We start from the raw sequence: 23,649 nt of genomic DNA on the forward strand, positions 1-23,649 counted from the left end.
ATTTGCTCAGGGCCGATTCTACTCTCTTTCCCCTACCACAGGGGCAGGATGGCTCCCGTTAATGGGTGAAGTGATAGCGCTATCACAGTTTCATGTTAGCGCTATCTGATAGCGCTAACTTTCGCGATCACCCTCACAGTTTCACCACCGCAAGATCGATAGATTGGCGCCATCTTAACTAGCCGGATCACCACCATGCTGACTCAACTGCTGACCGAGGATGTCATCCGCATCGAACCCGCAGCCCGCGACTGGCGCCACGCCATCGAGCTGGCGACGGCGCCCCTGCTGGCCAATGGCACCATCGAACCCTCCTACGTGGCGGCGCTGTTTCGCTCTCATGAAGAGCTCGGCCCCTACTACGTGCTGGGCCCCGGTCTGGCGATGCCCCACGCTCGTCCCGAAGACGGTGTCAACCGGCTGGGTCTGGGGCTGACCGTCATCAAGCAGGGGGTCAACTTCGACTCCGAGGGCAACGACCCGATCCGGCTGCTGATCACCCTGGCCGCCAGCGACAGCAACTCCCATGTGGAGACCATCGCCCAGCTGGCCGAGCTGTTTATGAATGAAGAGGACGTGGCGGCCATCATTGCGGCCGACACCAAAGACGACATCCTGCGCATTCTGGCGCGCTACTGATCTGCGCCACGGCGCACCTGACAGAGGAAGAGACAATGAAAATTCTGGTTGTATGCGGTCACGGTCTGGGTACCAGCCTGATGATGGAGATGAGCATCAAGAGCATCCTGAAAGAGCTGGCAGTCACCGCCGAGGTGGATCACCGCGATCTGGCCTCCGCCGGCAGCGAAACCGCCGAGATCTTTGTCGCCACCCGCGACATCGCCGAGCAGCTGCAATCCATGGGCGTCAATGGCCGCCTAGTGGCCCTCGACAACATGGTCGACAAGGCCGCGATGAAAGAGAAGCTCGCCACCGCCCTGCGCGAACTGGGCGCCCTCTAAGGATCCTCCATGCGGCCTGCGGGCCGCATCTTCCATTGCCAGGAGCTGACCATGGAATTTTTCAACTTTCTGATGTTTGACGTGCTGTCCGAGCCCGCCGTGCTCGTCGGCCTGATCGCGCTTATCGGCCTGATTGCCCAGAAGAAACCGGTGACCGAGTGCATCAAGGGCACGGTCAAGACCATCATGGGTTTCGTCATTCTGGGGGCCGGTGCCACCCTGGTGATCAACTCGCTGGGTGACTTTGCCGTCATCTTCCAGCACGCCTTCGGCATCAAGGGCGTTGTGCCCAACAACGAGGCCATCGTCTCCATCGCCCAGACCTCGTTTGGCAAGGAGATGGCGATGATCATGTTCTTCGCCATGCTGGTGAACATCCTGATCGCCCGGCTGACTCCGTGGAAATTCATCTTCCTGACCGGTCACCACACCCTGTTCATGTCGATGATGGTGGCAGTGATCCTCTCTGCCGGCGGCATGAGCGGTGTGCCGCTGATCGCGGTCGGCAGTCTGGTGGTCGGCGTCGCCATGGTCTTCTTCCCGGCCATCGCCCACCCCTTCATGAAGCAGATCACCGGCTCAGATGACGTGGCGCTGGGCCACTTCTCCACCTGCTCCTACGTGCTCTCCGCCCTAATCGGCGCCAAGTTCGGCAACAAGGCCCACAGCTGCGAAGATGTGCAGGTGCCGAAAAGCCTGCTGTTCCTGCGCGATACCCCGGTGGCCATCTCCTTCACCATGGGCATCATCTTCCTGGTGACCTCCGCCTTCGCCGGCCCCGAGTTTGTCTCCAGCGTCGCCAAGGGCAAGCACTGGTTCATGTTCTCCCTGATGCAGTCCATCACCTTCGCCGCCGGTGTCTACGTGATCCTGCAGGGTGTGCGGATGGTCATCGCCGAGATCGTACCGGCCTTCAAGGGGATCTCCGACAAGCTGGTACCGAACGCCAAGCCGGCTCTCGACTGCCCCATCGTCTTCCCCTACGCCCCCAACGCCGTGCTGATCGGCTTCCTGTCGAGCTTTGCCGCCGGTCTGGTGGGGATGGCGCTGCTCTACGCCATGGGCCTGACCGTCATCATCCCGGGCGTGGTACCGCACTTCTTCGTCGGCGCCGCTGCCGGGGTGTTCGGCAACGCCACCGGTGGTCGTCGCGGCGCCATTCTGGGCGCCTTCGCCAACGGCCTGCTGCTGCTCACCATTCTGCCGGTGTTCCTGCTGCCGGTACTGGGCGACCTCGGCTTCGCCAACACCACCTTCAGCGACTCCGACTTCGGTGTGGTCGGCATCCTGCTGGGGCTGATCGTTCGCTAATTCCGGTCACCGCCATAAAAAAACGGAGCGCATCGCGCTCCGTTTTTTTATGGCTGAGATGTATGAAAAGCTGACACTCAGTCGTTCTCCAGCGCAGTGAGGCAGTGCGAGAGAGTGCGCGCCAGCGCCCCCTGATTGCGTAGCACCACGGCGCGGGCCTGCTCCCCCATCTCGCGGCGGGCACTTGCATCAGCAAACAGCTGGCTCACCCGCTCGCCCAGCTCGGCGGCGTCGGCCGCAACGGCGGCGCCCCCCTGAGCCACCAGCTGGCGGGTGATGTCGCTGAAGTTGAAGTAGGCGGGCCCCGTCAGGCAGGGCTTGCCAAGCGCTGCCGGCTCCAGCAGGTTGTGACCACCGATCTTCACCAGACTGCCGCCGACGAAGGCCACATCGGCCGCCGCCAGCATCAGCGGCAGTTCGCCCATGGTATCGCCGAGATAGACCTTATCCTCCGCACTCACCGCAGCACCATCAGTGCGCCGCACGCAGCCGTAAGGGGCACACAGCTCGGCCACCCGGTCAAACCGCTCGGGGTGGCGCGGCACCAGAATGAGCAGCGCGTCGGGATGGCGTTTGAGCAGCAGATCGAAGGCGGCCAGCACCTGCTCGTCCTCACCCAGATGGGTGCTGGCGGCGATCCAGACCGGCCGCTCGGCGCCCAGCTGCTGGCGCAGGGCGCGACCTTTGGCCTGCACCTCGTCACCAAACTGGATATCGAACTTGATGGAGCCGGTCACCGCCAGCCGCGAACGCTCGATGCCGAGGCGGGCGAAGCGGTCGGCGTCATCCTGATGCTGGCAGAGCAGATGGGTCAGTGGCCGGCTCAGGGCGTCGAAGGCGCCGTGGAAACGGGCATAACGCTGGCAGGAGCGCTCGGAAAGGCGGGCGTTGATGATGGTCACCGGCAGGTGGCGCGCCTCGCAGGCGGCCAGCCAATTCGGCCACAGCTCGGTCTCCATCACCCAGAGCGCGCGCGGCTTGAAGGTATCGAGAAAGGCGGCAATGGCCCAGGGGTAGTCGAGCGGCGCGTAGCGATGGATCACCAGATCCCCCAGCTTGGCAGCCTGATCGGCACCGGTGCGGGTGGTGGTGGTGAGCAGGATCGGCAGATCGGGCCGCTCCGCCTTGAGGGCGCGAATGAGCGGCGTGATGGCCAGCGTCTCCCCCACGCTCACCGCATGGATCCAGAGCGGCGCCTCCTGTCCGGTGGCGGGCAGCCGCCCGAGATGCTCGGCCCAGCGCTTGCCAAAGCCGGGCTTGCCTTTCTTCGGCTTGTAGAGGGCCAGCAGCGCCAGCGGCAATCCCAGATGGATCAGCAGGTTGTAGAGCAGACGGTAGGGCATCTTACTGACTCTGCTCCAGCTTCTTGCAGGCATCGACCACCTGCTCCGGCGCCAGGTCGATCAGGCACTTGAGATGGCCGAACTTACAGGTGCGCTTGAAGCAGGGGCGACACTCGATGTCGGTGTGAACGATCTCGACCCGATCCGCCAGCGGCGGGGTGTAGAGCGGCGAAGTAGAGCCATAGACGCCCACCAGCGGCCGGTTGAGGGCGGCGGCGATGTGCATCAGGCCGGAGTCGTTGGAGATGACCCGGCTGGCCAGCGCCATCAGATCGATCGCCTCGTGCAGGCTGGTCTTGCCCGCCAGCACGTGGCAGTTGGGGCGGGTCAGCAGGTTGACCCGATCCCGGATGGTGTTGGCTACCGGTACATCCTTGTTGGAGCCGAAGATCCACACCTGCCATCCTTCGTCCAGATGCTGCTGGGCCACCACGGCGTAGTGCCCCTCCGGCCAGCGCTTGGCCGGGCCAAACTCGGCACCGGGGCAGAGCACCAGCACCGGGCGGGCGCGATCCAGCCCCAGTCGCTCCAGCGCCTTGCTCTGGTTGACCAGATCGACGTGCAGAGAGGGGTGGGGAATGGTCGGAATATCGGCCCGGCTCTTCATCTGCTCCTTGGAATAGGCGAGCGCCAGATAGCCCTCCACCATCAGCGGGAAGGCGGACTTGTTGCTGCGCATATCGTTGAGCAGGCCGAAGCGGTGCTCCCCCTTCCAGCCGGTACGCACCGGAATGCGGGCAAACCAGGGGATCAGCGCCGACTTCATGGAGTTGGGCTGGACGATGGCCTGATCGTACTTCTCGGCCGCCAGCTGCTTGCCGAGGCGGCGGCGCGCCACCAGCTTGAAGTCACCGTGGCCAAGGGGCATGGTGATCGCCTTGTCCACCTCCGGCATCCGCTCCAGCAGGGCGCAGCACCAGGCGGGGGCCATCACGTGCAGCTCGCTCTCGGGATGGTTGGCCTTGATCGCCTTGTAGAGACTCTGGGACATCACCATATCGCCGACCCAGGAGGGGCCGATCACCAATATTTTCATTACGCGTCTTCTCTCGGGTCTGGCCCGGCGGTTAATCATCACTGGGCGAGATTATGCCCCAAGAATGGTCGGATAAATAACAGAAGATCCTTGGTAATCGCCTCGGCCAGCCGCCACCCGGGTCATGCCCCGGCCACGCTTTTAGGCTAGAATGGGCGCCAATTCGAGCATGTCCCGCCAGACGGGCAACAACCGAGAGCCCCATTTCGTGAAAAAACCGACTCTGGCTGCCGTTCTGATCGTCAAGAATGAAGCCGACAACCTGCGCAAGTGCCTCGCCTCCCTCGACGGACTGGTGGACGAGATCGTCATTCTGGACTCCGGCAGTCAGGACGAGACCCCGGCCATCGCCGCCGAATTTGGGGCCCGTTTCTTCGTCAATGCCAAGTGGCCCGGCTTTGGCAAACAGCGCCGACTGGCCCAGTCTCATGTGCAGTCCGACTGGGTGCTGTGGCTGGATGCCGACGAGCGGCTCACCCCCGAGCTGAAAACCGCTATCGCCAACGTGATGGCCAATCCGGCCAGCGACACCATCTACTCGCTGCCGCGCCTCTCCTGGGTCTTTGGCCGCTTTATCCGCCACAGCGGCTGGTATCCGGATCGGGTGCTGCGCCTCTACCCCAAGGCACTCACCAGCTACAACGAGGCGCTGGTGCACGAAAAGGTTGAGGTGCGCGCCAACATGAAGATCGTCAACCTCTACGGCGATCTGCACCACTTTACCTATCGGGATCTGGAGCACTATCTGGTCAAATCGGCCGGTTATGCCCGCGCCTGGGCCGATCAGCGCACCGCTCGCGGCAAGAAGGGCTCCCTCAGTCAGGGGCTGATGCACGCCGTCGGCTGCTTCATCAAGATGTACCTGCTCAAGGCGGGCTTCCTCGACGGCAAACAGGGGTTGCTGCTGGCGATCCTCTCCGCCCACTCCACCTTCGTCAAATACGCCGACCTCTGGGTGCGCCAGCAACCGCAGCAGCCGGAATAGCGCCGTCCCCCACCTCACCGCAAGTTCGTCAATTCGCCCCTTGTTCCAGCGGAACAAGGGGCGAATGGCATGGCGGCAGATCGGGCGGAGCCCTTGCAGGGCGCGCAATGGCCATGATGGGTGGCAGCGGGGGTTAGCTCGATCGCTATAAGCTGAATTTATGGGTTTTGCTTAAATGACCCCACTCCAGCTTATACCGGCAGGAACCGTGTCAGCGGGGTGCTGACAGGGCCGCAAAAGGGCTGCCGGGGCAATGTCCGATCTGCTGGTCTGTCAGCGGCGATCATCACCATACAAAAAAGGGCCCCGCGGGGCCCTGTCTGCATTGCTGCATGGGTTACTTGCGCCAGAAGGGCGCCGCCCAGCGGGCCATCTCCGGCACCATGGCCTTGGGATCAAGCTGGCTCATATCCTCCGGATGATCGCTGTCCTCGGGTGGGCTGAAGGCGAGGTGACGCCCCTCGCTGTTGAGGGGCTTCCAGCGCAGCGGGGTGGCTGAGCGGCGCATAGGGAAGAAGCCGATGGTCGGCACGTCGAGCGCCCCGGCGATATGGAGCGGGCCGGTACTACCGGCGATAAACAAAGCGGCGTTGGCCAGCACCTGACAGAACATCGGCAGACCGTCGCTGGAGCGGTAGATCCAGCCGTTACCGCCGTGGGCCAGCAGCTCGGCCGCCAGCTGTTCGGCCATCTTCTCCTCGCCTGGGCCGGCGGTCAGCACGCACTGCAGCTCGGGGCAGGCCTGGTTCAGCTTGATGATGATGCGGGCGTACTGCTCGATGGAGAGGTTGTTGGCCGAGCCACCGCTGCCGGCGTGTACCATCAGCCAGGGGCGGCTGGCATCGAGCTTGAGCTTGGCCGCTAGCTGCTCGCGCACCTGCTGCAGGCTCGCCTCATCGAAACTGAGGAAGGGAGTCTTGGGCTCCACCACGGCGACCTGATGATCGGTCAGGAAGCGACGGATCAACTCCAGATTGTACTCGGACTCCGGCTTCTGGGAGCGGGAGCGGCGCTGCACCAGACGCTGGTTGTAGAGCACCTGCGCCAGCTTGGTCGCCGGCGCCAGCCGGTAAGGGATGTGTGCCTTCCACACCAGCATGGCGTTGCGGGAGTTGGAGAAGAGGCAGATGGACGCGTCGAACGCCGCCGCCTTGATCCGGGCCAGCAGTGCCCGCTGTTGCTCCTTGTCGGCTCGCACGCCCGGATCGATGATCACCTCGTCAATCCAGGGGCAGAGCCGGGCCAGCGGGGCCGTGTAGGCCGGAACCAGGGCAGTCACATGACACTCCATGGAGCCTTTGAGCATGGCGAAGCTCGGCCACGCCAGCATGAAGTCACCAATCTTGTCATTGCGAACGACCAGAATACGTTTCATAAAAAATCCCTTTGCTCCCTGTCACCAATGCAGGGAGGCTTGATGCGCGATGGCGTATTCTTGCCTGATGCACTGCTATTCTCAAGCGACGACCTTATAATGCGCCCAAATTTCCAGGTTGCAGGACCACAAAGATGACTACCAGGGTGATCTATCCCGGGACATTTGATCCCGTTACCAATGGCCACGCCGACCTGATCGGCCGCGCCGCCAAGCTGTTTGACGAGGTGATCGTCGGCGTCGCCAACAGCCCGAGCAAGCGCCCGCTGTTCGATCTGGCGGAACGTGTCCAGCTTGTCCAGCAAGTGACCAGCACGCTTCCCAACGTCAAGGTGGTCGGCTTCTCCGGGCTGCTGGTCGATTTTGCCAAAGAGCATCAGGCCAACGTGCTGATCCGCGGCCTGCGCGCCGTCTCCGACTTCGAGTACGAGTTCCAGCTGGCCAACATGAACCGCCGCCTGATGCCCACGCTTGAGAGCGTATTCCTCACCCCGGCGGAGGAGAACTCCTTTATCTCCTCCACTCTGGTGAAAGAGGTGGCGCTGCACGGTGGCGACATCCGCCAGTTTGTCGACCCCGTGGTGGCGCAGGCCATCGCCGCCAAACAGCAGCAGCGCTAATCCCTCCCCTGATGGGCAGAAACGAACAAGGGCTACCCGCGGGTAGCCCTTGTTGCATCAACGCACTGCACGCCTAGCGGCGGGCAAACTGCTCGCGGATCGCCAGCTCCAGCTGATCGAGCCACTCGTAACGGCGCCGATACATGGCCCGCTTCTTGGAGGCGATCTCCTCCAGCGGCTTGCGCGGCTGCAGCTGCAGGGCGACAAAGTTGGCATCCACATCCTGCGCGCCAAACTCCTGCCACAGCTCGTCGTAATCGGCCTGCAGGTTGGCCTTCTGCTTGCTGCTGTAACGCTTGGCCTGAAACACGTGGGCCCGTTTGCGCACCGCCAGCACCTCGCCGCTGCCCATCGCCAGCGCCAGCTGCTGCACCAGTTGCACCAGCAGGGATTTGGGCCGCAGCCCCTGCCCCTCCTTGGTCAGCTCGCGCACCTTATCCTGCGCGTTGGCCACTCCGGGTTCCGGCCCCTGCATGGAGCCGATCACCAGATGCAGCTGCTCGGCGCTGCCAGCCAGCGAGAAGGCGCAGCTGTAGAGACGCAGCCCTTCGCTATCGATGATGGAGAGGGCCAGCTCGGCCTCGCGGCGGAAGGTGCCGTCATGGCGCAGCACGATGCGGCAATCGCTCTGGGGATAACGCCCCAGCTCGATGCCGCCCGCCAGATAGAGCGGCTCGACCAGCTGCGGATAGCAACTCAGCTGCAGCTGATAGTGGTTTTCCAGCATCTCGGCCCGCTGACGGGCACTGGCACTGGCGAAGCGATAGGGACGCATCGGCTTGTCGAGCAGCTCGGGATAGCGGGCCGGCAACGCTTTGAGCGGCTCGGCCTGAAACAGGGTAAAGACACGGGTCAGCTGCTCGCGGTAAAGCAGGCTGCGCAGCACGAACTTGCCGCGATTGAAGGTCTGACGCTCGCTTCCCTCCGGATAGAGGTAGCTGGCCATGGATTTTGCGCAATAGCGCTCCAGCCGGGATAAATATTCCCAGTCTATTGATTTAACAGTCATTTTTATTTCTCAAACCGCCTGAACGAGCGAGATACTAGAGACAACTGTGCAAATCTTCAACAGCCGGGAAATACGCTGTTACAACTTTCCGCAAATTCGGTGAAAAAGTGCTCTTAACGCTGGCAATGGGAGCAAAATACCGTGGTTCTCTGGCCTATTTTCACTTCGCTCAGCAGGGTCTGACAGTGGAAACAGGGCTGGCCGCCACGGCCGTAAACCTGCAGCTGCTGCACGAAATAGCCCGGCTTGCCGTCGGCACTGGTGAAATCCTTGAGGGTGGTACCGCCCTGTCTGATGGCTTCGGCCAGTACCCGCTTGATCTCGGCCACCAGCTTCTCCAGCCGCTCGCCACTGATATTGCCCGCCGCCCGTTTGGGGTGGATACCCGCCGCAAAGAGCGCCTCGTTGGCGTAGATGTTGCCCACCCCGACCACCACCTGATTGTCCATCAGGAACTGCTTGATGGCAGTGCTGCGCCCCTTGGCGCGCTCACGCAGATAATCGCCATTGAAGGCATCGGTGAGCGGCTCCGGCCCCAGCTTGGCCAGCAAGGTATGCGCCTCGGCCGGGTCGCGAGTCCAGAGCAGAGCGCCGAAACGGCGCGGATCGTTGAGCCGCAGCAGCTTGCCATTCTCCAGCTCGATATCCACGTGGTCGTGCTTCTCGGCCGGGGTGCCGATATCCAGCACCCGCAGGCTGCCTGACATACCCAGATGGAGGATGGCGGTGCCGAAATCGGTCTCCAGCAGCAGATACTTGGCGCGGCGACGCACCCGATGGATCACCAGATCCACCAGCTCCTGAATTTCGCCGGGCACCGGCCAGCGCAGGCGGCCATCGCGCACCACCACTCGGGTGACCTTGATGCCGGTAAGCCAGGGAGAGATCCCCTGCCGGCTGACTTCTACTTCTGGCAATTCAGGCATTGGAACCTCGCAAACAGAGTCGACTGGTGAACAATCAGGGGGCAGGACGCATCAGGTCGCGATACTGCTCGGCAGTGAGGGAGAGCCAGAGGCCGGAGGGGAGCTGAGCACCATACTGGCCACTGTTCTGATAGAGAGCGATCATCTGCGGGTCATTTTGCCCGGCAATCCACACCCTGAGGGTAACGGGGGCACCGCGTACCGCTTCGCCGGGTGGCAGCAGCCAGCCCTGCCAGCGTGCGATATGAGCCGCCAGCTGATTGCTGTCGAGCCCCAGATCCGGCCCACTGCGCCAGCCATGGCCGATCCGCTCAATCTGCCAGCTTGGCCCCTGCCAGGTAAGCACCACCGCATCCTCCGGCAACAGCGGACGCGCGCGTTTGGCGCTGTTCTCCTGCTGGGCCAGTTCCAGCCGGTGCAGCAGGGTGATCACGATCAGTACCACCACGATGATCACGTTGTTCCAGCCTTTGCGGCTCAGTTTGAACATGGCAAGCCTCCCTTTGAACCGGCAGTGTACTGAATTCGGCGCATAAAAAAACCCGGCACAAGGCCGGGTTTTTGGGAATGCAGCATCAAGTAATTACTTGATTTTGCCTTCCTTGTAGATCACATGCTGACGAACAACGGGATCAAACTTTTTGATCTCCATTTTTTCGGGCATGGTGCGCTTGTTTTTGGTAGTGGTATAGAAGTGACCAGTACCGGCGCTGGAGTTCAGGCGAATTTTCTCGCGAATACCTTTAGCCATGATCTAATTCCTTATACCTTAACACCGCTGGCGCGCAGTTCAGCCAGAACCACTTCAACGCCACGCTTGTCGATGATACGCATGCCTTTTGCGGATACGCGCAGGCTTACGAAGCGTTTTTCACTCTCAACCCAGAAACGGTGAGTGTGCAGGTTCGGCAGGAAACGACGCTTGGTAGCGTTGTTAGCGTGCGAACGGTTGTTACCAACTGCCGGGCGCTTGCCGGTTACTTGGCATACTCTAGACATGTCAGTCTCTCCAAATCTTACTTCATTGCTCGAGCAAATATCTGCCCCGCTGGCCTTCGATTGCGGGGCAAACAGAAGGCGGCATTTTATACAGCATCCGTGATCAAAGATCAACTAATACGGTGCCAGAGCACAGTTATAGCCAACCGCGCTCGGCAAAAGAAACCGTGATGCCATCACCGATCACCAAGTGATCCAGCACTCTGATATCGATCAGGGCCAAAGCGGCCGTGATCCGATCCGTGATCTGGCGGTCGGCCCTACTGGGCTCGGCGACGCCGGACGGGTGATTATGCGCCAGAATCACCGCGGCTGCATTATGTTTGAGCGCGATCTGCACGATTTCTCTTGGCCAGACGCTCGCCGAATCGATTGTGCCGTAAAAAAGCTCAACAAATTGAATGACTCTGTGCTGATTGTCGAGCAGCAGCAGGGCAAACACCTCGCGCGGCCGATCCCGCAACTGGGCTTGCAGATAGTCGCGGGTCAGCTGGGGCGAGGTGAGGGCATCACCCCGTTGCAACTGCTGCGCCAGATGGCGCTTGGCCATCTCCAGCACAGCCTGCAACTGGGCATATTTGGCCGGGCCAAGGCCATGGGCCTCGCAGAAAGCGCGCTGATCCGCGCCCAGCAGATTGCGCAGCGATCCGAACTGATTCAACAGGTTACGGGAGAGATCGACCGCACTCAGGCCATTGACGCCGGTGCGCAGGAAGATGGCGAGCAGCTCGGCATCGCTGAGCACCGTCGGCCCCTGTCGCAGCAGCTTCTCTCTGGGGCGTTCATCTTCCGGCCACTCCTTGATGCTCATTTGTCTCTCCTCTCTCCCTGTTGAGGAAAAACATAGCAAATATTTGCGTGTTCCCCGCCACAACCCCTTGATGCCAACCCCTGTCGTCATCCCCTGCCTGTGGTATCTTAGCCGACCAGTCAAAGTGAGCCGGATAGAGAAACAGCAGATGAGATTGGCCGATAAACGCATCCTGTTGGGTGTCAGCGGCGGGATCGCCGCCTACAAGAGTGCCGAGCTGGTACGCCGTCTGAAAGATCAGGGTGCCGAAGTGCGGGTGGTGATGACCCGCTCCGCCAAGGAGTTCATCACGCCGCTGACCCTGCAGGCGGTCTCCGGCCATCCGGTGGCGGACAGCCTGCTGGATCCGGCTGCCGAAGCGGGCATGGGTCATATCGAGCTGGCCAAGTGGGCCGATCTGGTATTGATCGCCCCCGCCAGCGCCAACCTGATGGCCCGTATGGCGGCCGGCATGGCCGACGAACTGCTCACAACCCTCTGTCTGGCCACCCCGGCACCGGTCGCCCTGGCGCCCGCCATGAACCAGCAGATGTACCTCAACGCAGCCACCCAGGCCAACCTCAAGACCCTGGCCAGCCGCGGCATCCTGCTGTGGGGGCCGGACTCCGGCAGCCAGGCCTGTGGCGATGTGGGCCCGGGCCGGATGCTGGATCCCCTCGAACTGGTGGAGCGCTGCTGCCAGCAGCTGGCCGCCGAGCCCTTGCTGGCGGGCGTCAAGCTGCTGCTGACCGCCGGCCCGACCCGCGAGGCGCTCGATCCGGTGCGCTACATCAGCAACCACAGCTCCGGCAAGATGGGCTATGCCATCGCCCGCGCCGCTCGTGAAGCGGGCGCCGAGGTGACGCTGGTGAGCGGCCCGGTTGCACTGGCCACTCCGGCAGGCGTCACCCGCGTCAATGTCGAGAGCGCCGAGCAGATGCATCAGGCGGTGATGAGCCGGGTGGGAGAATGCGATCTCTTCATCGGTTGCGCCGCGGTGGCCGACTACCGCCCCGAGCAGGTCGCCAGCCAGAAGATCAAGAAGACCGGCGATAACGACCAGATGGTGGTGAAGCTGGTGAAAAATCCCGACATCATTGCTGCCGTCGGCGCCCTTCCAGACAAACCCTTCACTGTCGGATTTGCCGCCGAAACCGTGGATGTGGAACAATACGCCCTCGATAAATTGCAGCGAAAGCGGTTGGACATGATCGCCGCCAACGATGTATCCCGCGAGGGGCAAGGCTTCAACGCCGATGACAACGCCCTGACCGTGTTCTGGCAAGGGGGCCAGGCGCCTCTGCCGCTGGCCGACAAGCTGACGCTGGCCCGTCATCTGGTTGCCCTGATTGCGTGTCACTATCGGCGCTAAGCGTCCCGAAAGAACAAGACTCACGGCGCCCCGCCTTGCCAAGAGGGGCGCCAACACAAGATCCAACTGAAAAAGCGATTCATGACAACACAAATTGAACTGAAGATTCTGGATGCCCGTATCGGTACCGAGTACCCGCTACCCGCCTACGCCACCCCCGGCTCTGCCGGCATGGATCTGCGCGCTTTGCTGGATGCGCCGCTGACTCTGGCTCCGGGCGATACCACTCTGGTACCGACCGGTCTGGCCATCCACATCCAGGATCCGGGTCTGTGTGCCACCATTCTGCCCCGCTCCGGTCTCGGCCATAAGCACGGCATCGTGCTGGGCAACCTGGTCGGTCTCATCGATTCCGACTATCAGGGTCAGCTGATGGTTTCGGTCTGGAACCGCGGCAAGGATGAGTTCACCATGCAACCCGGCGAGCGTATCGCCCAGCTGGTGATCATGCCGGTAGTTCAGGCCAGCTTCCAACTGGTCGATGAGTTCAACCAGAGCGAACGGGGTGAAGGCGGTTTTGGTTCTTCTGGTCGCCAATAACAGACCACACCAGCCTGATGGGCGGTGCCTAATAACAGAATCAAGCCATTGTTTTTTTAGGGGAATCCATGGCAAGCAGTAATCAGAAACAGAGTCGGCGCGATCAGATCCTGCAGGCGCTCGCCCATATGCTGGAAACCAGTCCCGGCCAGCGCATCACCACGGCCCGTCTGGCGGCCGAGGTCGGCGTCTCTGAAGCAGCCCTCTATCGACACTTTCCAAGCAAGGCGCGGATGTTCGAGGGGCTGATCGACTTTATCGAGGATTCCCTGCTGTCACGGGTCAATCTGATCATGGCGGAAGAGAAAGACACCATGGCTCGCTGCCACCACATCCTGCAGCTGCTGCTGGTGTTCGCCGAGCGCAATCCCGGCATCACCCGCATCCTCAACGGCGATGCCCTGCTGGGCGAGCATGACCGGTTGCGGGATCGCATCAGCATCCTGTTTGACAAGCTGGAGACCCAGATCAAGCAGGTACTGCGCGAGAAGCGGCTGCGTGAAGGTCAGGGCTTCCAGCTCGACGAGACCATGCTGGCCAATCTGCTGCTGGCCTATACCGAGGGCCGCATCAGCCAGTTCGTGCGTTCCGAGTTCAAGCTCAAGCCGACCGCCGGCTTCGAGGATCAGTGGCAGTTTATCCGCAGCCAGCTCCTGCAGAGCTGAGCGGCAGCGCTTTTCACCGAGCATGAAGAAGGGAGGCCTTGGCCTCCCTTCTTTTTTGTGGCAGCTTTTTATGGCAGTAAAATAAGCACCAGATGCGACCCGGACTGTCGCGCTGCGATGTTAGATTCATGCGCCATAAACCTTTAGCACCCGAAAGGACATCCTATGGAACCCGAAATCATTACCGAAGCGCAGACCTGGCTGGTCAATAACCAGGGCCTGCTGATCGAGTATGCCGTCAACATCGCGGCCGCCCTGCTCACCCTGCTGGTCGGCTATATCGCAGCCAATCTGCTCAGCGGTGGCGTGGTAAAAGTGATGCAGGCGCGCAAGCTCGACACCACAGTCACCCACTTCGTCGGCAGCATCCTCAAATACGCCATTCTGGTGTTCGTGGTGATCGCCGCGCTGGGCCGGGTCGGGGTGCAAACCGCCTCTTTCGTCGCCATCATCGGTGCCGCCGGTCTGGCCATCGGTCTGGCGCTGCAAGGCTCGCTCTCCAACTTTGCCGCCGGCTTCCTGCTGATCATCTTCCGCCCCATCAAGGCGGGCGAGTTTATCGAAGTGGCAGGCACGTCTGGCGTGGTGCAATCCGTTCAGCTGTTCACCACCACCCTCACCTCCGGTGACAACAAGATGGTGGTAGTACCGAACTCCGCCATCCTCAACGGCACCATCGTCAACTACTCCCGCATGGATACCCGCCGCGTCGATATGACCTTTGGTATCGGCTACGGCTCCGACCTGCGCAAGGCCAAGCAGATCCTCGAGCGTCTGGTGAACGAAGAGCCGCGCATCCTGAAAGAGCCGGCCGCTACCATCGCCGTTGCCGCGCTGGCCGACTCCTCGGTCAATATCGTGGTGCGCCCGTGGGTCAAGACCGGCGACTACTGGGGGGTCTGGTTCGACTTCCACGAGAAGGTGAAACTCACCTTTGATGCCGAAGGGATCGAAATCCCCTTCCCGCAGATGGTGATGCACATGCAAAAACCGCAGGCGTGATCGCGGTAAAGCAGCAACCCACAATGCCAGCCTTCGGGCTGGCATTGTCATTTCTGGCGCGCCATCCGCTGCATAATCAGGCCGGCGGAATGAAAACAATTTCAGAGCTGCGGGCCAGCCCCAATCATGAGCGAGCGCAAGATCCCCCTTGCTTTCGTGACTCATAATCCCGATGTTCTGGTTGTATACTCCCGACGGTTGCCCCATTGCGGTAAAAGACAATCGGTAAAACTCTGTTACACGGGCCGCCCGGCCGGCTCGCTATAATGCTCGGATAATAAGGTTTGGCGGGACCTTGCCTGCAAGGTTCAAACACAACTTGGCATTTCAGGAATCCTATGAAAAACATCAATCCAACCCAAACCCAGGCCTGGCAGGCACTGGAAGCCCACTTTGCAGCAAACAAAGAGACCCGACTCAAGGATCTGTTCGCGCAGGACCCGAAGCGCTTTGACAAGTTTTCCCTGACCTTCGGCGGCGACATCCTGGTTGATTACTCGAAGAACCTGATCACCGAAGAAACCCTCAAGTTGCTGGTTGATCTGGCCAAAGAGACCGATCTTCGCAGCGCGATCGATGCCATGTTCAATGGCGACAAGATCAACATGACCGAAGGGCGCTCCGTACTGCACGTGGCCCTGCGCAACCGCTCCGACCGCCCCATCGAGTGCGACGGCAAGGACGTGATGCCGGAAGTGAACGCCGTACTGGCCAAGATGAAGGGCTTCTGCGAGAAGATCATCTCCGGCGAGTGGAAAGGCTACACCGGCAAAGCGATCCAGCACGTGGTCAACATCGGTATCGGTGGCTCCGATCTGGGCCCGGTGATGATCACCGAGGCACTGCGTCCCTACAAAAACCACCTGCGGATGCACTTCGTATCCAACGTCGATGGCACCCATATCGCCGAGACCCTGAAGAAGATCGATCCGGAAACCACCCTGTTCCTGGTGGCCTCCAAGACCTTCACCACCCAGGAGACCATGACCAACGCCCTGACCGCCCGCGACTGGTTCATCAACATCGCCGGTGACAAGGCCCACGTTGCCAAACACTTCGCTGCCCTCTCCACCAACGGCAAGGCCGTGGCCGAGTTCGGTATCGACACCAACAACATGTTCGAGTTCTGGGACTGGGTTGGCGGCCGCTACTCCTCCTGGTCTGCCATCGGCATGCCCATCGCCCTGTCTGTCGGTTTCGAGAACTTCGAAGCCCTGCTGCAAGGCGCCTTCGAGATGGACATGCACTTCGCCACTGCCTCCTATGAGCAGAACGTGCCGGTGCTGCTGGCGCTGATTGGCCTGTGGTACAACAACTTCTACGGTGCCGAGTCCGAAGCCATCCTGCCGTACGACCAGTACATGCACCGCTTCCCTGCCTACTTCCAGCAGGGCAACATGGAATCCAACGGCAAATACGTGGATCGCAACGGCAAGCCGGTTGACTACCAGACCGGCCCCATCATCTGGGGTGAGCCGGGCACCAACGGCCAGCACGCCTTCTACCAGCTGATCCATCAGGGCACCAAGCTGATCCCCTGTGACTTCCTGGCGCCAGCCATCAGCCACAACCCGATCGGTGACCACCATCCGAAACTGCTGGCCAACTTCTTCGCCCAGACCGAGGCGCTGGCCTTCGGCAAGAGCAAGGAAGAGGTCGAAGCCGAGTTCCTAGCTGCAGGCAAAACCCTGGAGCAGGTCAAGGATCTGGTGCCGTTCAAGGTGTTCGAAGGCAACCGCCCGACCAACTCCATCCTGTTCAAGAGCCTGACCCCGAAAACGCTGGGTGCCCTGATCGCCATGTACGAGCACAAGATCTTCGTACAGGGCGCAATCTGGAACATCTTCTCCTTCGACCAGTGGGGCGTGGAGCTGGGCAAACAGCTGGCCAACAAGATCCTGCCGGAGCTGGGGAACAACGAGGCTGTCACCAGCCACGACTGCTCCACCAACGGTCTGATCAACACCTGGAAAGCGTGGAAAGCCTGATTTATCCAGCCTTTCTGAATGCAAAAGCCCCGCTCGATGAGCGGGGCTTTTTTATGACTGTCAGGCTGATTGTTCTGGCTGGCCGGTCGGGTGTCCAGTCCGACCGGCGACGGGGATCGTCATCCCCGCCCCTTCATCACCCAGCCCGATGCTGACTTAACCGCCAACAGCGATGCGTTTCATGTCTTTCATGTAGCCACGCAGTACCTGACCGATCTTCTCGATCGGGTGGTTGCGAGTCGCTTCGTTGGCCGCCAGCAGCGCCAGGTTATCCACGCTCTGCCCTTCCGCCTTGCTGGCACCCAGATCGCCCGCTTTCAGGGTCGGCATGAAGCGCTCGCGCAGCAACGGCACGGCGGCGTTGGCGAACAGGTAGTTGCCGTACTCGGCGGTATCGGAGATGACCACGTTCATCTCGTACAGACGCTTGCGAGCAACTGTGTTGGCGATCAGCGGCAACTCGTGCAGGGATTCGTAGTAGGCAGACTCCTCGTAGATACCGGAAGCCACCATGGTCTCGAACGCCAGCTCGACACCCGCCTTGACCATGGCCACCATCACCACGCCATTGTCGAAGTACTCCTGCTCGGCAATCTTGCCAGCGAACGCCGGCGCATTTTCGAAGGCAGATTTGCCGGTCTCTTCACGCCAGGTGAACAATTTGACGTCATCTTCTGCCCAGTCGGCCATCATGCCGCGGGAGAACTCACCGGCGATGATGTCGTCCATATGCTTCTCGAACAGCGGGCGCATCAAGGTCTTGAGCTGCTCGGAGAGCTCGAAGGCGCGCAGCTTGGCCGGGTTGGAAAGGCGATCCATCATCAGGCTGATGCCACCCTGTTTCAGGGCTTCGGTGATGGTCTCCCAGCCGAACTGGATCAGCTTGCCGGCGTAGGCCGGGTCGGTGCCTTCGGCAACCAGCTTGTCGTAGCAGAGCAGGGAACCGGCCTGCAGCATGCCGCAGAGGATGGTCTGCTCGCCCATCAGGTCAGATTTCACTTCCGCCACGAAGGAGGACTCCAGCACGCCGGCACGGTCGCCGCCGGTAGCAGAGGCCCACGCCTTGGCGATGGCCATGCCTTCGCCTTTCGGGTCATTTTCCGGGTGAACGGCGATCAGAGTCGGTACGCCGAAACCGCGCTTGTACTCTTCACGCACTTCGGTACCCGGGCACTTGGGCGCCACCATCACGACGGTGATGTCGGAGCGGATCTGCTGACCCTCTTCCACCACGTTGAAGCCGTGGGAGTAACCCAATGCGGCGCCCTGCTTCATCAGCGGCATCACGGTTTTCACTACGTCGGAATGCTGTTTGTCCGGGGTCAGGTTGAGCACCAGATCGGCGGTCGGGATCAGCTCTTCATAGGTGCCGACCGCGAAGCCGTTGTCGGTAGCCTTCTGCCAGGAGGCGCGCTTCTCGGTGATGGCGGCCTTGCGCAGGGCGTAGGAGATATCCAGCCCGGAGTCGCGCATGTTCAGACCCTGGTTCAGCCCCTGGGCACCACAGCCCACAATCACCACCTTCTTGCCCTTCAGCACGTTGCAGCCGTCCGCGAACTCTTCGCGCTGCATGAAACGACACTTGCCCAGCTGGGCCAACTGCTGACGCAGGTTCAAGGTGTTGAAATAGTTAGCCATGGTGATTGCTCCGTTCGATTGATTCCATGCCGGGTAGCGGCGTTGTCTGAACCACTATAGCGCGGGACACTTATTGCCTGAACTGATATATTCGAAACAGTACGTTGCAATAATTGAAACGTTAATCCTTCATAATTGCCTGCTGAATGTACCGCGAGATGGCAGAAACAAGCCGCCAACCGCTGGATATTGGGCACACATGCCGCGCCAGGAGCTGAAAGATGGACCTTCGCAATCTCGAGCTGTTTCTCCACCTCGCCGACTCCCTCCACTTCGGCAAGAGCGCCGATGCCATGGCGGTCAGCCCCTCCACCCTGAGTCGCGCGATCCAGCGGCTGGAGCAGGAGACCGGCTGCATCCTGTTCGAGCGGGACAACCGCTCGGTGCGGCTCACCCCAGCGGGCGAGAAGCTGCGGGAGTTTGGTGGCGGCCTGTTGCAGGAGTGGCGTCAGCTCAAGCAGGAGCTCAAACGCAGCGATGAACCGCTGCAGGGGCGGCTGCGGGTCTTCTGCTCGGTCACCGCCAGCTACTTTCTGCTGCCCGAGGTACTGGAGCGCTTTCGCCGCCGCTACCCCCAACTGGAGATCAAGCTGGAGACCGGCGACCCGGCGCTGGCGGTGGACAAGATCCTGGCCGACGAGGCCGATCTCGCCATCGCTGCCCGCCCCGACGCCCTGCCCGCCAAGCTGGAGTTCGCCAGCCTGCAGCAGGTGCCGCTGGTCTTTATCGCGCCGCGCAACGCCCCGCAACTGAACCTGTGGTTCCGTCAGGGAGAACCTGATTGGGAGCAGCTGCCGGTCATCCTCTCCGAGCAGGGCTTGGCCCGCAAACGCAGCGATCAGTGGTTTCGCAACAAGGGGATCGCCCCCAACATCTACGCCGAAGTGGCGGGTAACGAGGGGATCGTCGCCATGGTGGCGCTCGGTTGTGGTGTGGGGCTGGTGCCGGCGGCGGTGATCGACCACAGCCCGCTCGGCGACAAGGTGCGGATCATCGACCTCAAGCCCGCCTTCAAGCCATTTGATGTGGGGATCGGGGTGCTCAAGAAGCGACTGGAAGAGCCGCTGATCCGCGCCTTCTGGGATACGGCACAGAACCAGAACTCACTGCGCTGAGACGGGCTGGTAGATGAGCGTCGGGTCGGCCATCATCTTGCGACTCGACAACGGCAGATCAGGGTTGTTCAGCTCGAGGCGCTGCCGCTGGTCGAGCTGCAAACGGCGGATGGTGCTGCCAAACCCCTCCTCGAAGATCCGGTCAAAATCCCCGGTTTGCCGCGCCCGCTGCAGGCCAAGCTCGATGCGCTGCGCCAGCTCCGGATATTTGGGCGAAACAAAGAAGAGCAGCGCCAGCGGATAGCGAAACACCAGATGGGGCTCGATGGCCAGATCCGGGTGCTGTTTCAGCTCATCCTCGACCTCAATGACGGAGCGCAAAAAGCAGTCGAAACGCTGCTTGCGCAACATGTTGAACAACGCTTCGTAGAGGTTGCCCGCCATCACATTGAGGCCGTTGGCCCTCAGCAACTGGGTGTCAGGCCAGGATCTGTGCTGGCCGATGATGAGCCCGGAGTGGCGCCAGTCGGCCAGCGAATGAATGGCGGCAAAGCGCCCCTCATCCCCCTGCCGGATCAGGCAAACCCGCCAGCCGAGCAGCCCTTTGGCCAATGGAATGTGTACCGCCAGCAGATCCCTTTCCCGCTCCTCGTCGGGGGCAAACACTCCGACCTGAACCAGCTCGCCGCTGTGCAGCTCTTTCACAGTCCGCCCCTGTTCCATCGGCGGGCTGGAGACCAGCTGGTAGGGGCCATATTCAGGCACCGTCAGATCGAGGGAGAGCCGCAACAACTGCACCACTGCCGGGTTGGGATGCTCCAGCAGCAGATTCCAGGCGCGGATCGACTGCACGGCAGCCGACGCATCCGCCGCCCACAGCCACAACACCATGCACCACAATCCGACTCGCTTCATTCCCTGCACCATCCAAGCGCCATGCTTCTGGTCATACTATAACGCCAGCCAAGGGCCTGATGCGGCGTTCGCTGCCAGATGTGTGAACCTTCTCCTGTCCCGTCTCATGTCAGAAGTGACAATAGGCAAACCGGGCAAGGGATCGCAGACTGAATATTCGCCATCATCGAACTACATCAGGGAGGAGCGCCATGAAACAGCATCTGGTCGAGATCAAGGGTTCAACCCTGTTTGAGGAGTATTTGCAAAGCATGGGTCTGCCCAGCACCTTGCTGGACAGGGAGCAGGAGATCTATCTGCAGGAGCGTCACCTCGGTGCCATCCGCCGGGTACAGGGGGAGCTGCGCTTTTACCTGCGCGCCAACGCCCTCAACAAACGGTGATCGGGAGCCGGTCACAGAACCTGCAACAAAGAGGTATTAGACTGGTATCTTCCCCCTTTCGACGGGAGTGCCCATGAACGCAAGCGGTCTGGATCGGCTGTTCAAACCCCAATCAATCGCCATCATCGGCGCCTCGACCGATCCGCACAAAGCGGGCCATGTCATCGTCCGCCACCTGCTGGCGGGCCACTTCAAAGGGCCCATCCTGCCGGTCACCCCGCGCAGCAAAGCAGTGGCCGGCGTGCTGGCCTATCCCGACATTGCCAGCCTGCCACTGGCTCCGGATCTCGCCATCATCTGCACTCGCCGGGAACGGGTCATCCCCCTGCTGGAGGCGCTTGGCCAGAAGGGAGCGGGCGCAGCTATCATCCTCGCCGCCGATTTTTCACAAGATGAGCGGCAGGAGCTAAAACGGCTCTGCAAGCAATATGGCATCCGCCTGCTCGGCCCCAACAGCATGGGGATGCTGCTGCCCGGTCAGGGGCTCAATGCCAGCTTTTCACCGATTGCCGCCAAGCCCGGGCAGGTCGCCTTTCTCTCCCAGTCTGCCGCGGTCAGCACCACCATTCTCGACTGGGCCAAGCAGCATGAGCTGGGATTCTCTGCCTTCATCTCCCTTGGCGATCACTGCGACATCGACTTTGGCCAGCTGCTGGATCAACTCTCCCGCGACAGCGTGACCCGCGCCATCCTGCTCTATATGGACAAGCTGCACGATGCCCGCCATTTTCTCTCGGCAGCGCGAGCCGCCTCGCGCAACAAGCCGATCCTGGTGCTCAAAAGCGGACGCCACGATCCGGCCCACGGCCTCGACAACGTCTATGATGCCGCCATCCGCCGCGCCGGCATGTTGCGGGTACGGGATACCCACGAGCTGTTTGCCGCAGTGGAAACCCTCAGCCACTCCATGACCCTCAAGGGCGAGCGGCTCGCCATCATCTCCAATGGCCGCGGGCTGGCCAATATGGCAGTGGATGTGCTGCTGGAGCGGGGCGGCAAACTGGCACGCCCACCGCTCGATATCGGCAGCGATGCCACCATCGCCACCTATCAGGAAGCGCTGGACAACCTGCTCGGGGAAGAGGGGATCGATGCCATCCTGATCATTCATGCCCCCTCCCTTACAGCCCCCAGCGCACCGCTGGCCAGCCACCTTATCGCCCACCTGAAACAGCACCCCAGAGCTCGCCGTTTCAATATCCTCACCAACTGGGCAGGCGAGTACTCGGCGCAGGAGGGGCGCAAACTCTTTACCGAAGCGGGCATCCCGACCTACCGTACCCCGGAAAGCGCCATGGCCGCCTTCATGCATATGGTGGAGTACCGCCGCAACCAGAAGCAGCTGATGGAGACCCCCGCCTCCCTGCACGGCAACCAGCTCAATATCGAGCTCTGCCAGCAGCTGATCCGCCAGGCGCAGGAGCGCAAACAGCTGAGGCTGGATACCCATCTCGCCCACCCCATCTTGCAAGCAGCCGGGCTCGCGACCCTGCCCACCTGGATCGTCACCGATGCCATCGAGGCAACCCTGACTGCCGAGCAAATCGGCTACCCGGTGGCAGTCAAACTCCGTTCGCCCGATATCCTGCACAAATCTGCCGTGCATGGTGTGGTGCTCAATCTGCGTACCTCGGCCGAGGTGGCGCAAGCTGCCGATGCCATTCTGGACAGGGTGAAACAGCACGATCCCGGCGCCCGCATTGAAGGGTTGCTGGTACAGCGCATGGCGCGGCGCAGCGGTGGCCTTGAGCTGCGGGTTCGAATCCAGCAAGACGCCATCTTTGGCCCTGTCATCCTGCTCGGTGAATCGGGCGCGGAGCCACAGGAGATGGTTGCAGCGCTGCCACCGCTCAATCAGGCGCTGGCCCGTTACCAGATCATCGGTGCGCTCAAGAGTCGCAAGATCCGTGAACATGCCACTCCGGATCGGCTGGATATCGATGCCCTCGGTCAGGCGCTCTGCCAGCTATCCGAACTGCTGCTCGCCTTCCCGCAAATACAGGAGCTGGATCTTCATCCGCTGCAAGCCTGTGGCACCGAGATGGTAGTGCTGGATGCCAGCGTCACGCTGGCCGACCCAACACTTTCCCCCGCCAGTCGCCTAGCGATCCGCCCCTACCCGACCGAGCTGGAAGAGGGAGCCTGGCTCAAGGATCAGAGCCATGTTCTGCTGCGTCCCATTCGCCCGGAAGATGAGCCGGCCCACAAACAATTCGTGCTGCGGGTCTCCGATGAGGATAGGTACAAACGCTTCTTCGCCGACGTGGGTGAGCTGGGCCATGAAGAGCTGGCCCGCATGACCCAGATCGATTACGACCGTGAAATGGCCTTTGTCGCCGTAGGGCAGGATGGGGAACGCAAAGATCAGATTCTCGGGGTGGTGCGCGCCATTTCGACGCCGGATCTCAGCGATGCCGAGTTTGCCATTCTGGTTCGTTCCGACCTGAAAGGACTGGGGCTCGGCAAACTGATGATGGAGAAGATCATCCGCTACGCCTGCGAGCAGGGGATCGGCCAACTCTCCGGCATGACCATGCCAAGCAATCGCGGCATGGTGACCCTCGCCAAACGACTCGGCTTTACCATTGATGTCCAGATGGAGGAGGGGGTGGTCAATATGGCTCTTCCCTGTGGGGCTGTAGCCCAGTGATGGGGATGGGTGGCTGCGAGCAATCCAGTACAAATGGTTGCGAATCATCCGAAAAATGACCGCAATTACACACCAAAAGGAGGGA

General features: G+C 61.4%; 24 protein-coding genes. 13 read left to right on the plus strand and 11 right to left on the minus strand.

The genetic code is table 11. From position 1 onward, the window contains the following. The first annotated feature begins 195 nt into the window (after positions 1 to 195). Genes AAHA41_RS21670 through AAHA41_RS21680 form a run of 3 tightly spaced genes read left to right on the plus strand, consistent with a single transcriptional unit; the run spans position 196 to position 2,273 of the window. Positions 196 to 639, plus strand: coding sequence for a PTS sugar transporter subunit IIA (locus AAHA41_RS21670; protein ID WP_005356016.1), 444 nt, complete (start codon positions 196 to 198; stop codon positions 637 to 639). 35 nt (positions 640 to 674) lie between these two features. Continuing rightward, positions 675 to 962 (plus strand): PTS sugar transporter subunit IIB, encoded by a 288-nt coding sequence (locus AAHA41_RS21675; RefSeq protein WP_005356014.1) that lies wholly within the window; start codon positions 675 to 677, stop codon positions 960 to 962. Positions 963 to 1,013: 51 nt separating this feature from the next. Beyond that, positions 1,014 to 2,273 (plus strand): PTS ascorbate transporter subunit IIC, encoded by a 1,260-nt coding sequence (locus tag AAHA41_RS21680; RefSeq protein WP_042030406.1) that lies wholly within the window; start codon positions 1,014 to 1,016, stop codon positions 2,271 to 2,273. Between the two features lie 77 nt (positions 2,274 to 2,350). Here AAHA41_RS21680 and waaA read toward each other — a convergent pair whose 3' ends face one another. Together waaA and waaF are read right to left on the minus strand one after the other, a co-directional pair. Further along, positions 2,351 to 3,616 (minus strand): lipid IV(A) 3-deoxy-D-manno-octulosonic acid transferase, encoded by a 1,266-nt coding sequence (waaA, locus tag AAHA41_RS21685; protein WP_323070720.1) that lies wholly within the window; start codon positions 3,614 to 3,616, stop codon positions 2,351 to 2,353. 1 nt (position 3,617) lies between these two features. After that, complete coding sequence (gene waaF / locus AAHA41_RS21690; protein WP_203973997.1) at positions 3,618 to 4,652, minus strand: lipopolysaccharide heptosyltransferase II; 1,035 nt, start codon at positions 4,650 to 4,652, stop codon at positions 3,618 to 3,620. 208 nt (positions 4,653 to 4,860) lie between these two features. Between waaF and AAHA41_RS21695 the strand changes: the two genes are divergently transcribed. Further along, positions 4,861 to 5,637: a glycosyltransferase family 2 protein gene (locus AAHA41_RS21695; protein WP_031227896.1), complete on the plus strand. Its 777-nt coding sequence runs from the start codon at positions 4,861 to 4,863 to the stop codon at positions 5,635 to 5,637. 337 nt (positions 5,638 to 5,974) lie between these two features. On the opposite strand, the gene AAHA41_RS21700 is transcribed toward AAHA41_RS21695, so the two are convergent. After that, the gene (locus AAHA41_RS21700; protein ID WP_041210780.1) at positions 5,975 to 7,012 is read right to left on the minus strand and encodes a glycosyltransferase family 9 protein; all 1,038 of its coding nucleotides are present in this window, start codon (positions 7,010 to 7,012) and stop codon (positions 5,975 to 5,977) included. Between the two features lie 134 nt (positions 7,013 to 7,146). On the opposite strand from AAHA41_RS21700, the gene coaD reads away from it, so the two are divergent. Then, a complete protein-coding gene (gene coaD / locus AAHA41_RS21705; protein ID WP_005342079.1) occupies positions 7,147 to 7,632 on the plus strand; it encodes a pantetheine-phosphate adenylyltransferase in 486 nt (161 codons plus the stop codon). Between the two features lie 73 nt (positions 7,633 to 7,705). On the opposite strand, the gene AAHA41_RS21710 is transcribed toward coaD, so the two are convergent. From AAHA41_RS21710 to radC, 6 genes are all read right to left on the minus strand, one after another. Next, positions 7,706 to 8,578 carry a VirK/YbjX family protein gene (locus tag AAHA41_RS21710; protein ID WP_323070727.1) on the minus strand — a complete coding sequence of 291 codons (873 nt, stop codon included), beginning with the start codon at positions 8,576 to 8,578 and terminating at the stop codon, positions 7,706 to 7,708. A gap of 176 nt (positions 8,579 to 8,754) precedes the next feature. Continuing rightward, on the minus strand, positions 8,755 to 9,567 hold the full coding sequence (gene mutM, locus AAHA41_RS21715) for a bifunctional DNA-formamidopyrimidine glycosylase/DNA-(apurinic or apyrimidinic site) lyase (protein WP_041210777.1): 813 nt from the start codon (positions 9,565 to 9,567) through the stop codon (positions 8,755 to 8,757). A gap of 34 nt (positions 9,568 to 9,601) precedes the next feature. Then, positions 9,602 to 10,057 carry a hypothetical protein gene (locus AAHA41_RS21720; RefSeq protein ID WP_323070721.1) on the minus strand — a complete coding sequence of 152 codons (456 nt, stop codon included), beginning with the start codon at positions 10,055 to 10,057 and terminating at the stop codon, positions 9,602 to 9,604. 93 nt (positions 10,058 to 10,150) lie between these two features. Beyond that, entirely contained in the window at positions 10,151 to 10,318 is a 168-nt protein-coding gene (rpmG, locus tag AAHA41_RS21725; protein ID WP_005307500.1) for a 50S ribosomal protein L33, read from the minus strand. Positions 10,319 to 10,329: 11 nt separating this feature from the next. After that, positions 10,330 to 10,566, minus strand: a complete 237-nt coding sequence (gene rpmB, locus AAHA41_RS21730) for a 50S ribosomal protein L28 (protein WP_005307492.1) — start codon at positions 10,564 to 10,566, stop codon at positions 10,330 to 10,332. A 136-nt stretch (positions 10,567 to 10,702) separates the two neighbouring features. Further along, complete coding sequence (gene radC / locus AAHA41_RS21735) at positions 10,703 to 11,377, minus strand: DNA repair protein RadC (RefSeq protein ID WP_033113596.1); 675 nt, start codon at positions 11,375 to 11,377, stop codon at positions 10,703 to 10,705. A 148-nt stretch (positions 11,378 to 11,525) separates the two neighbouring features. Between radC and coaBC the strand changes: the two genes are divergently transcribed. The 5 genes from coaBC (at position 11,526) to pgi (ending at position 16,923) form a co-directional block, all read left to right on the plus strand. Then, positions 11,526 to 12,728 (plus strand): bifunctional phosphopantothenoylcysteine decarboxylase/phosphopantothenate--cysteine ligase CoaBC, encoded by a 1,203-nt coding sequence (gene coaBC / locus AAHA41_RS21740; RefSeq protein ID WP_323070722.1) that lies wholly within the window; start codon positions 11,526 to 11,528, stop codon positions 12,726 to 12,728. An 81-nt stretch (positions 12,729 to 12,809) separates the two neighbouring features. After that, on the plus strand, positions 12,810 to 13,268 hold the full coding sequence (gene dut / locus AAHA41_RS21745) for a dUTP diphosphatase (RefSeq protein ID WP_005339498.1): 459 nt from the start codon (positions 12,810 to 12,812) through the stop codon (positions 13,266 to 13,268). A 68-nt stretch (positions 13,269 to 13,336) separates the two neighbouring features. Next, positions 13,337 to 13,933, plus strand: coding sequence for a nucleoid occlusion factor SlmA (gene slmA, locus AAHA41_RS21750; RefSeq protein ID WP_005339495.1), 597 nt, complete (start codon positions 13,337 to 13,339; stop codon positions 13,931 to 13,933). Between the two features lie 165 nt (positions 13,934 to 14,098). Then, on the plus strand, positions 14,099 to 14,935 hold the full coding sequence (locus AAHA41_RS21755; RefSeq protein WP_323070723.1) for a mechanosensitive ion channel domain-containing protein: 837 nt from the start codon (positions 14,099 to 14,101) through the stop codon (positions 14,933 to 14,935). Positions 14,936 to 15,273: 338 nt separating this feature from the next. Then, a complete protein-coding gene (pgi, locus tag AAHA41_RS21760; protein ID WP_323070724.1) occupies positions 15,274 to 16,923 on the plus strand; it encodes a glucose-6-phosphate isomerase in 1,650 nt (549 codons plus the stop codon). 156 nt (positions 16,924 to 17,079) lie between these two features. Here the strand turns inward: pgi and ilvC are convergent, their stop codons facing one another. Beyond that, positions 17,080 to 18,561: a ketol-acid reductoisomerase gene (gene ilvC / locus AAHA41_RS21765; RefSeq protein WP_204384754.1), complete on the minus strand. Its 1,482-nt coding sequence runs from the start codon at positions 18,559 to 18,561 to the stop codon at positions 17,080 to 17,082. 221 nt (positions 18,562 to 18,782) lie between these two features. Between ilvC and ilvY the strand changes: the two genes are divergently transcribed. Then, a complete protein-coding gene (ilvY, locus tag AAHA41_RS21770) occupies positions 18,783 to 19,676 on the plus strand; it encodes an HTH-type transcriptional activator IlvY (protein ID WP_323070725.1) in 894 nt (297 codons plus the stop codon). Here the strand turns inward: ilvY and AAHA41_RS21775 are convergent. Continuing rightward, the gene (locus AAHA41_RS21775; protein ID WP_203974004.1) at positions 19,665 to 20,531 is read right to left on the minus strand and encodes a hypothetical protein; all 867 of its coding nucleotides are present in this window, start codon (positions 20,529 to 20,531) and stop codon (positions 19,665 to 19,667) included. The two genes, ilvY and AAHA41_RS21775, sit on opposite strands and share 12 nt — an antisense overlap. Before the next feature lie 191 nt (positions 20,532 to 20,722). Between AAHA41_RS21775 and AAHA41_RS21780 the strand changes: the two genes are divergently transcribed. Both AAHA41_RS21780 and AAHA41_RS21785 read left to right on the plus strand, forming a co-directional pair. Then, complete coding sequence (locus AAHA41_RS21780) at positions 20,723 to 20,914, plus strand: hypothetical protein (protein WP_019446537.1); 192 nt, start codon at positions 20,723 to 20,725, stop codon at positions 20,912 to 20,914. A gap of 73 nt (positions 20,915 to 20,987) precedes the next feature. Beyond that, positions 20,988 to 23,564, plus strand: coding sequence for a bifunctional acetate--CoA ligase family protein/GNAT family N-acetyltransferase (locus AAHA41_RS21785; protein WP_323070726.1), 2,577 nt, complete (start codon positions 20,988 to 20,990; stop codon positions 23,562 to 23,564). Positions 23,565 to 23,649: the final 85 nt, after the last annotated feature.

Origin of the sequence: Aeromonas sp. SER (genome assembly GCF_038739615.1) — a bacterium.
In the GTDB taxonomy this organism is placed as follows: Bacteria; Pseudomonadota; Gammaproteobacteria; order Enterobacterales; family Aeromonadaceae; genus Aeromonas; species Aeromonas jandaei.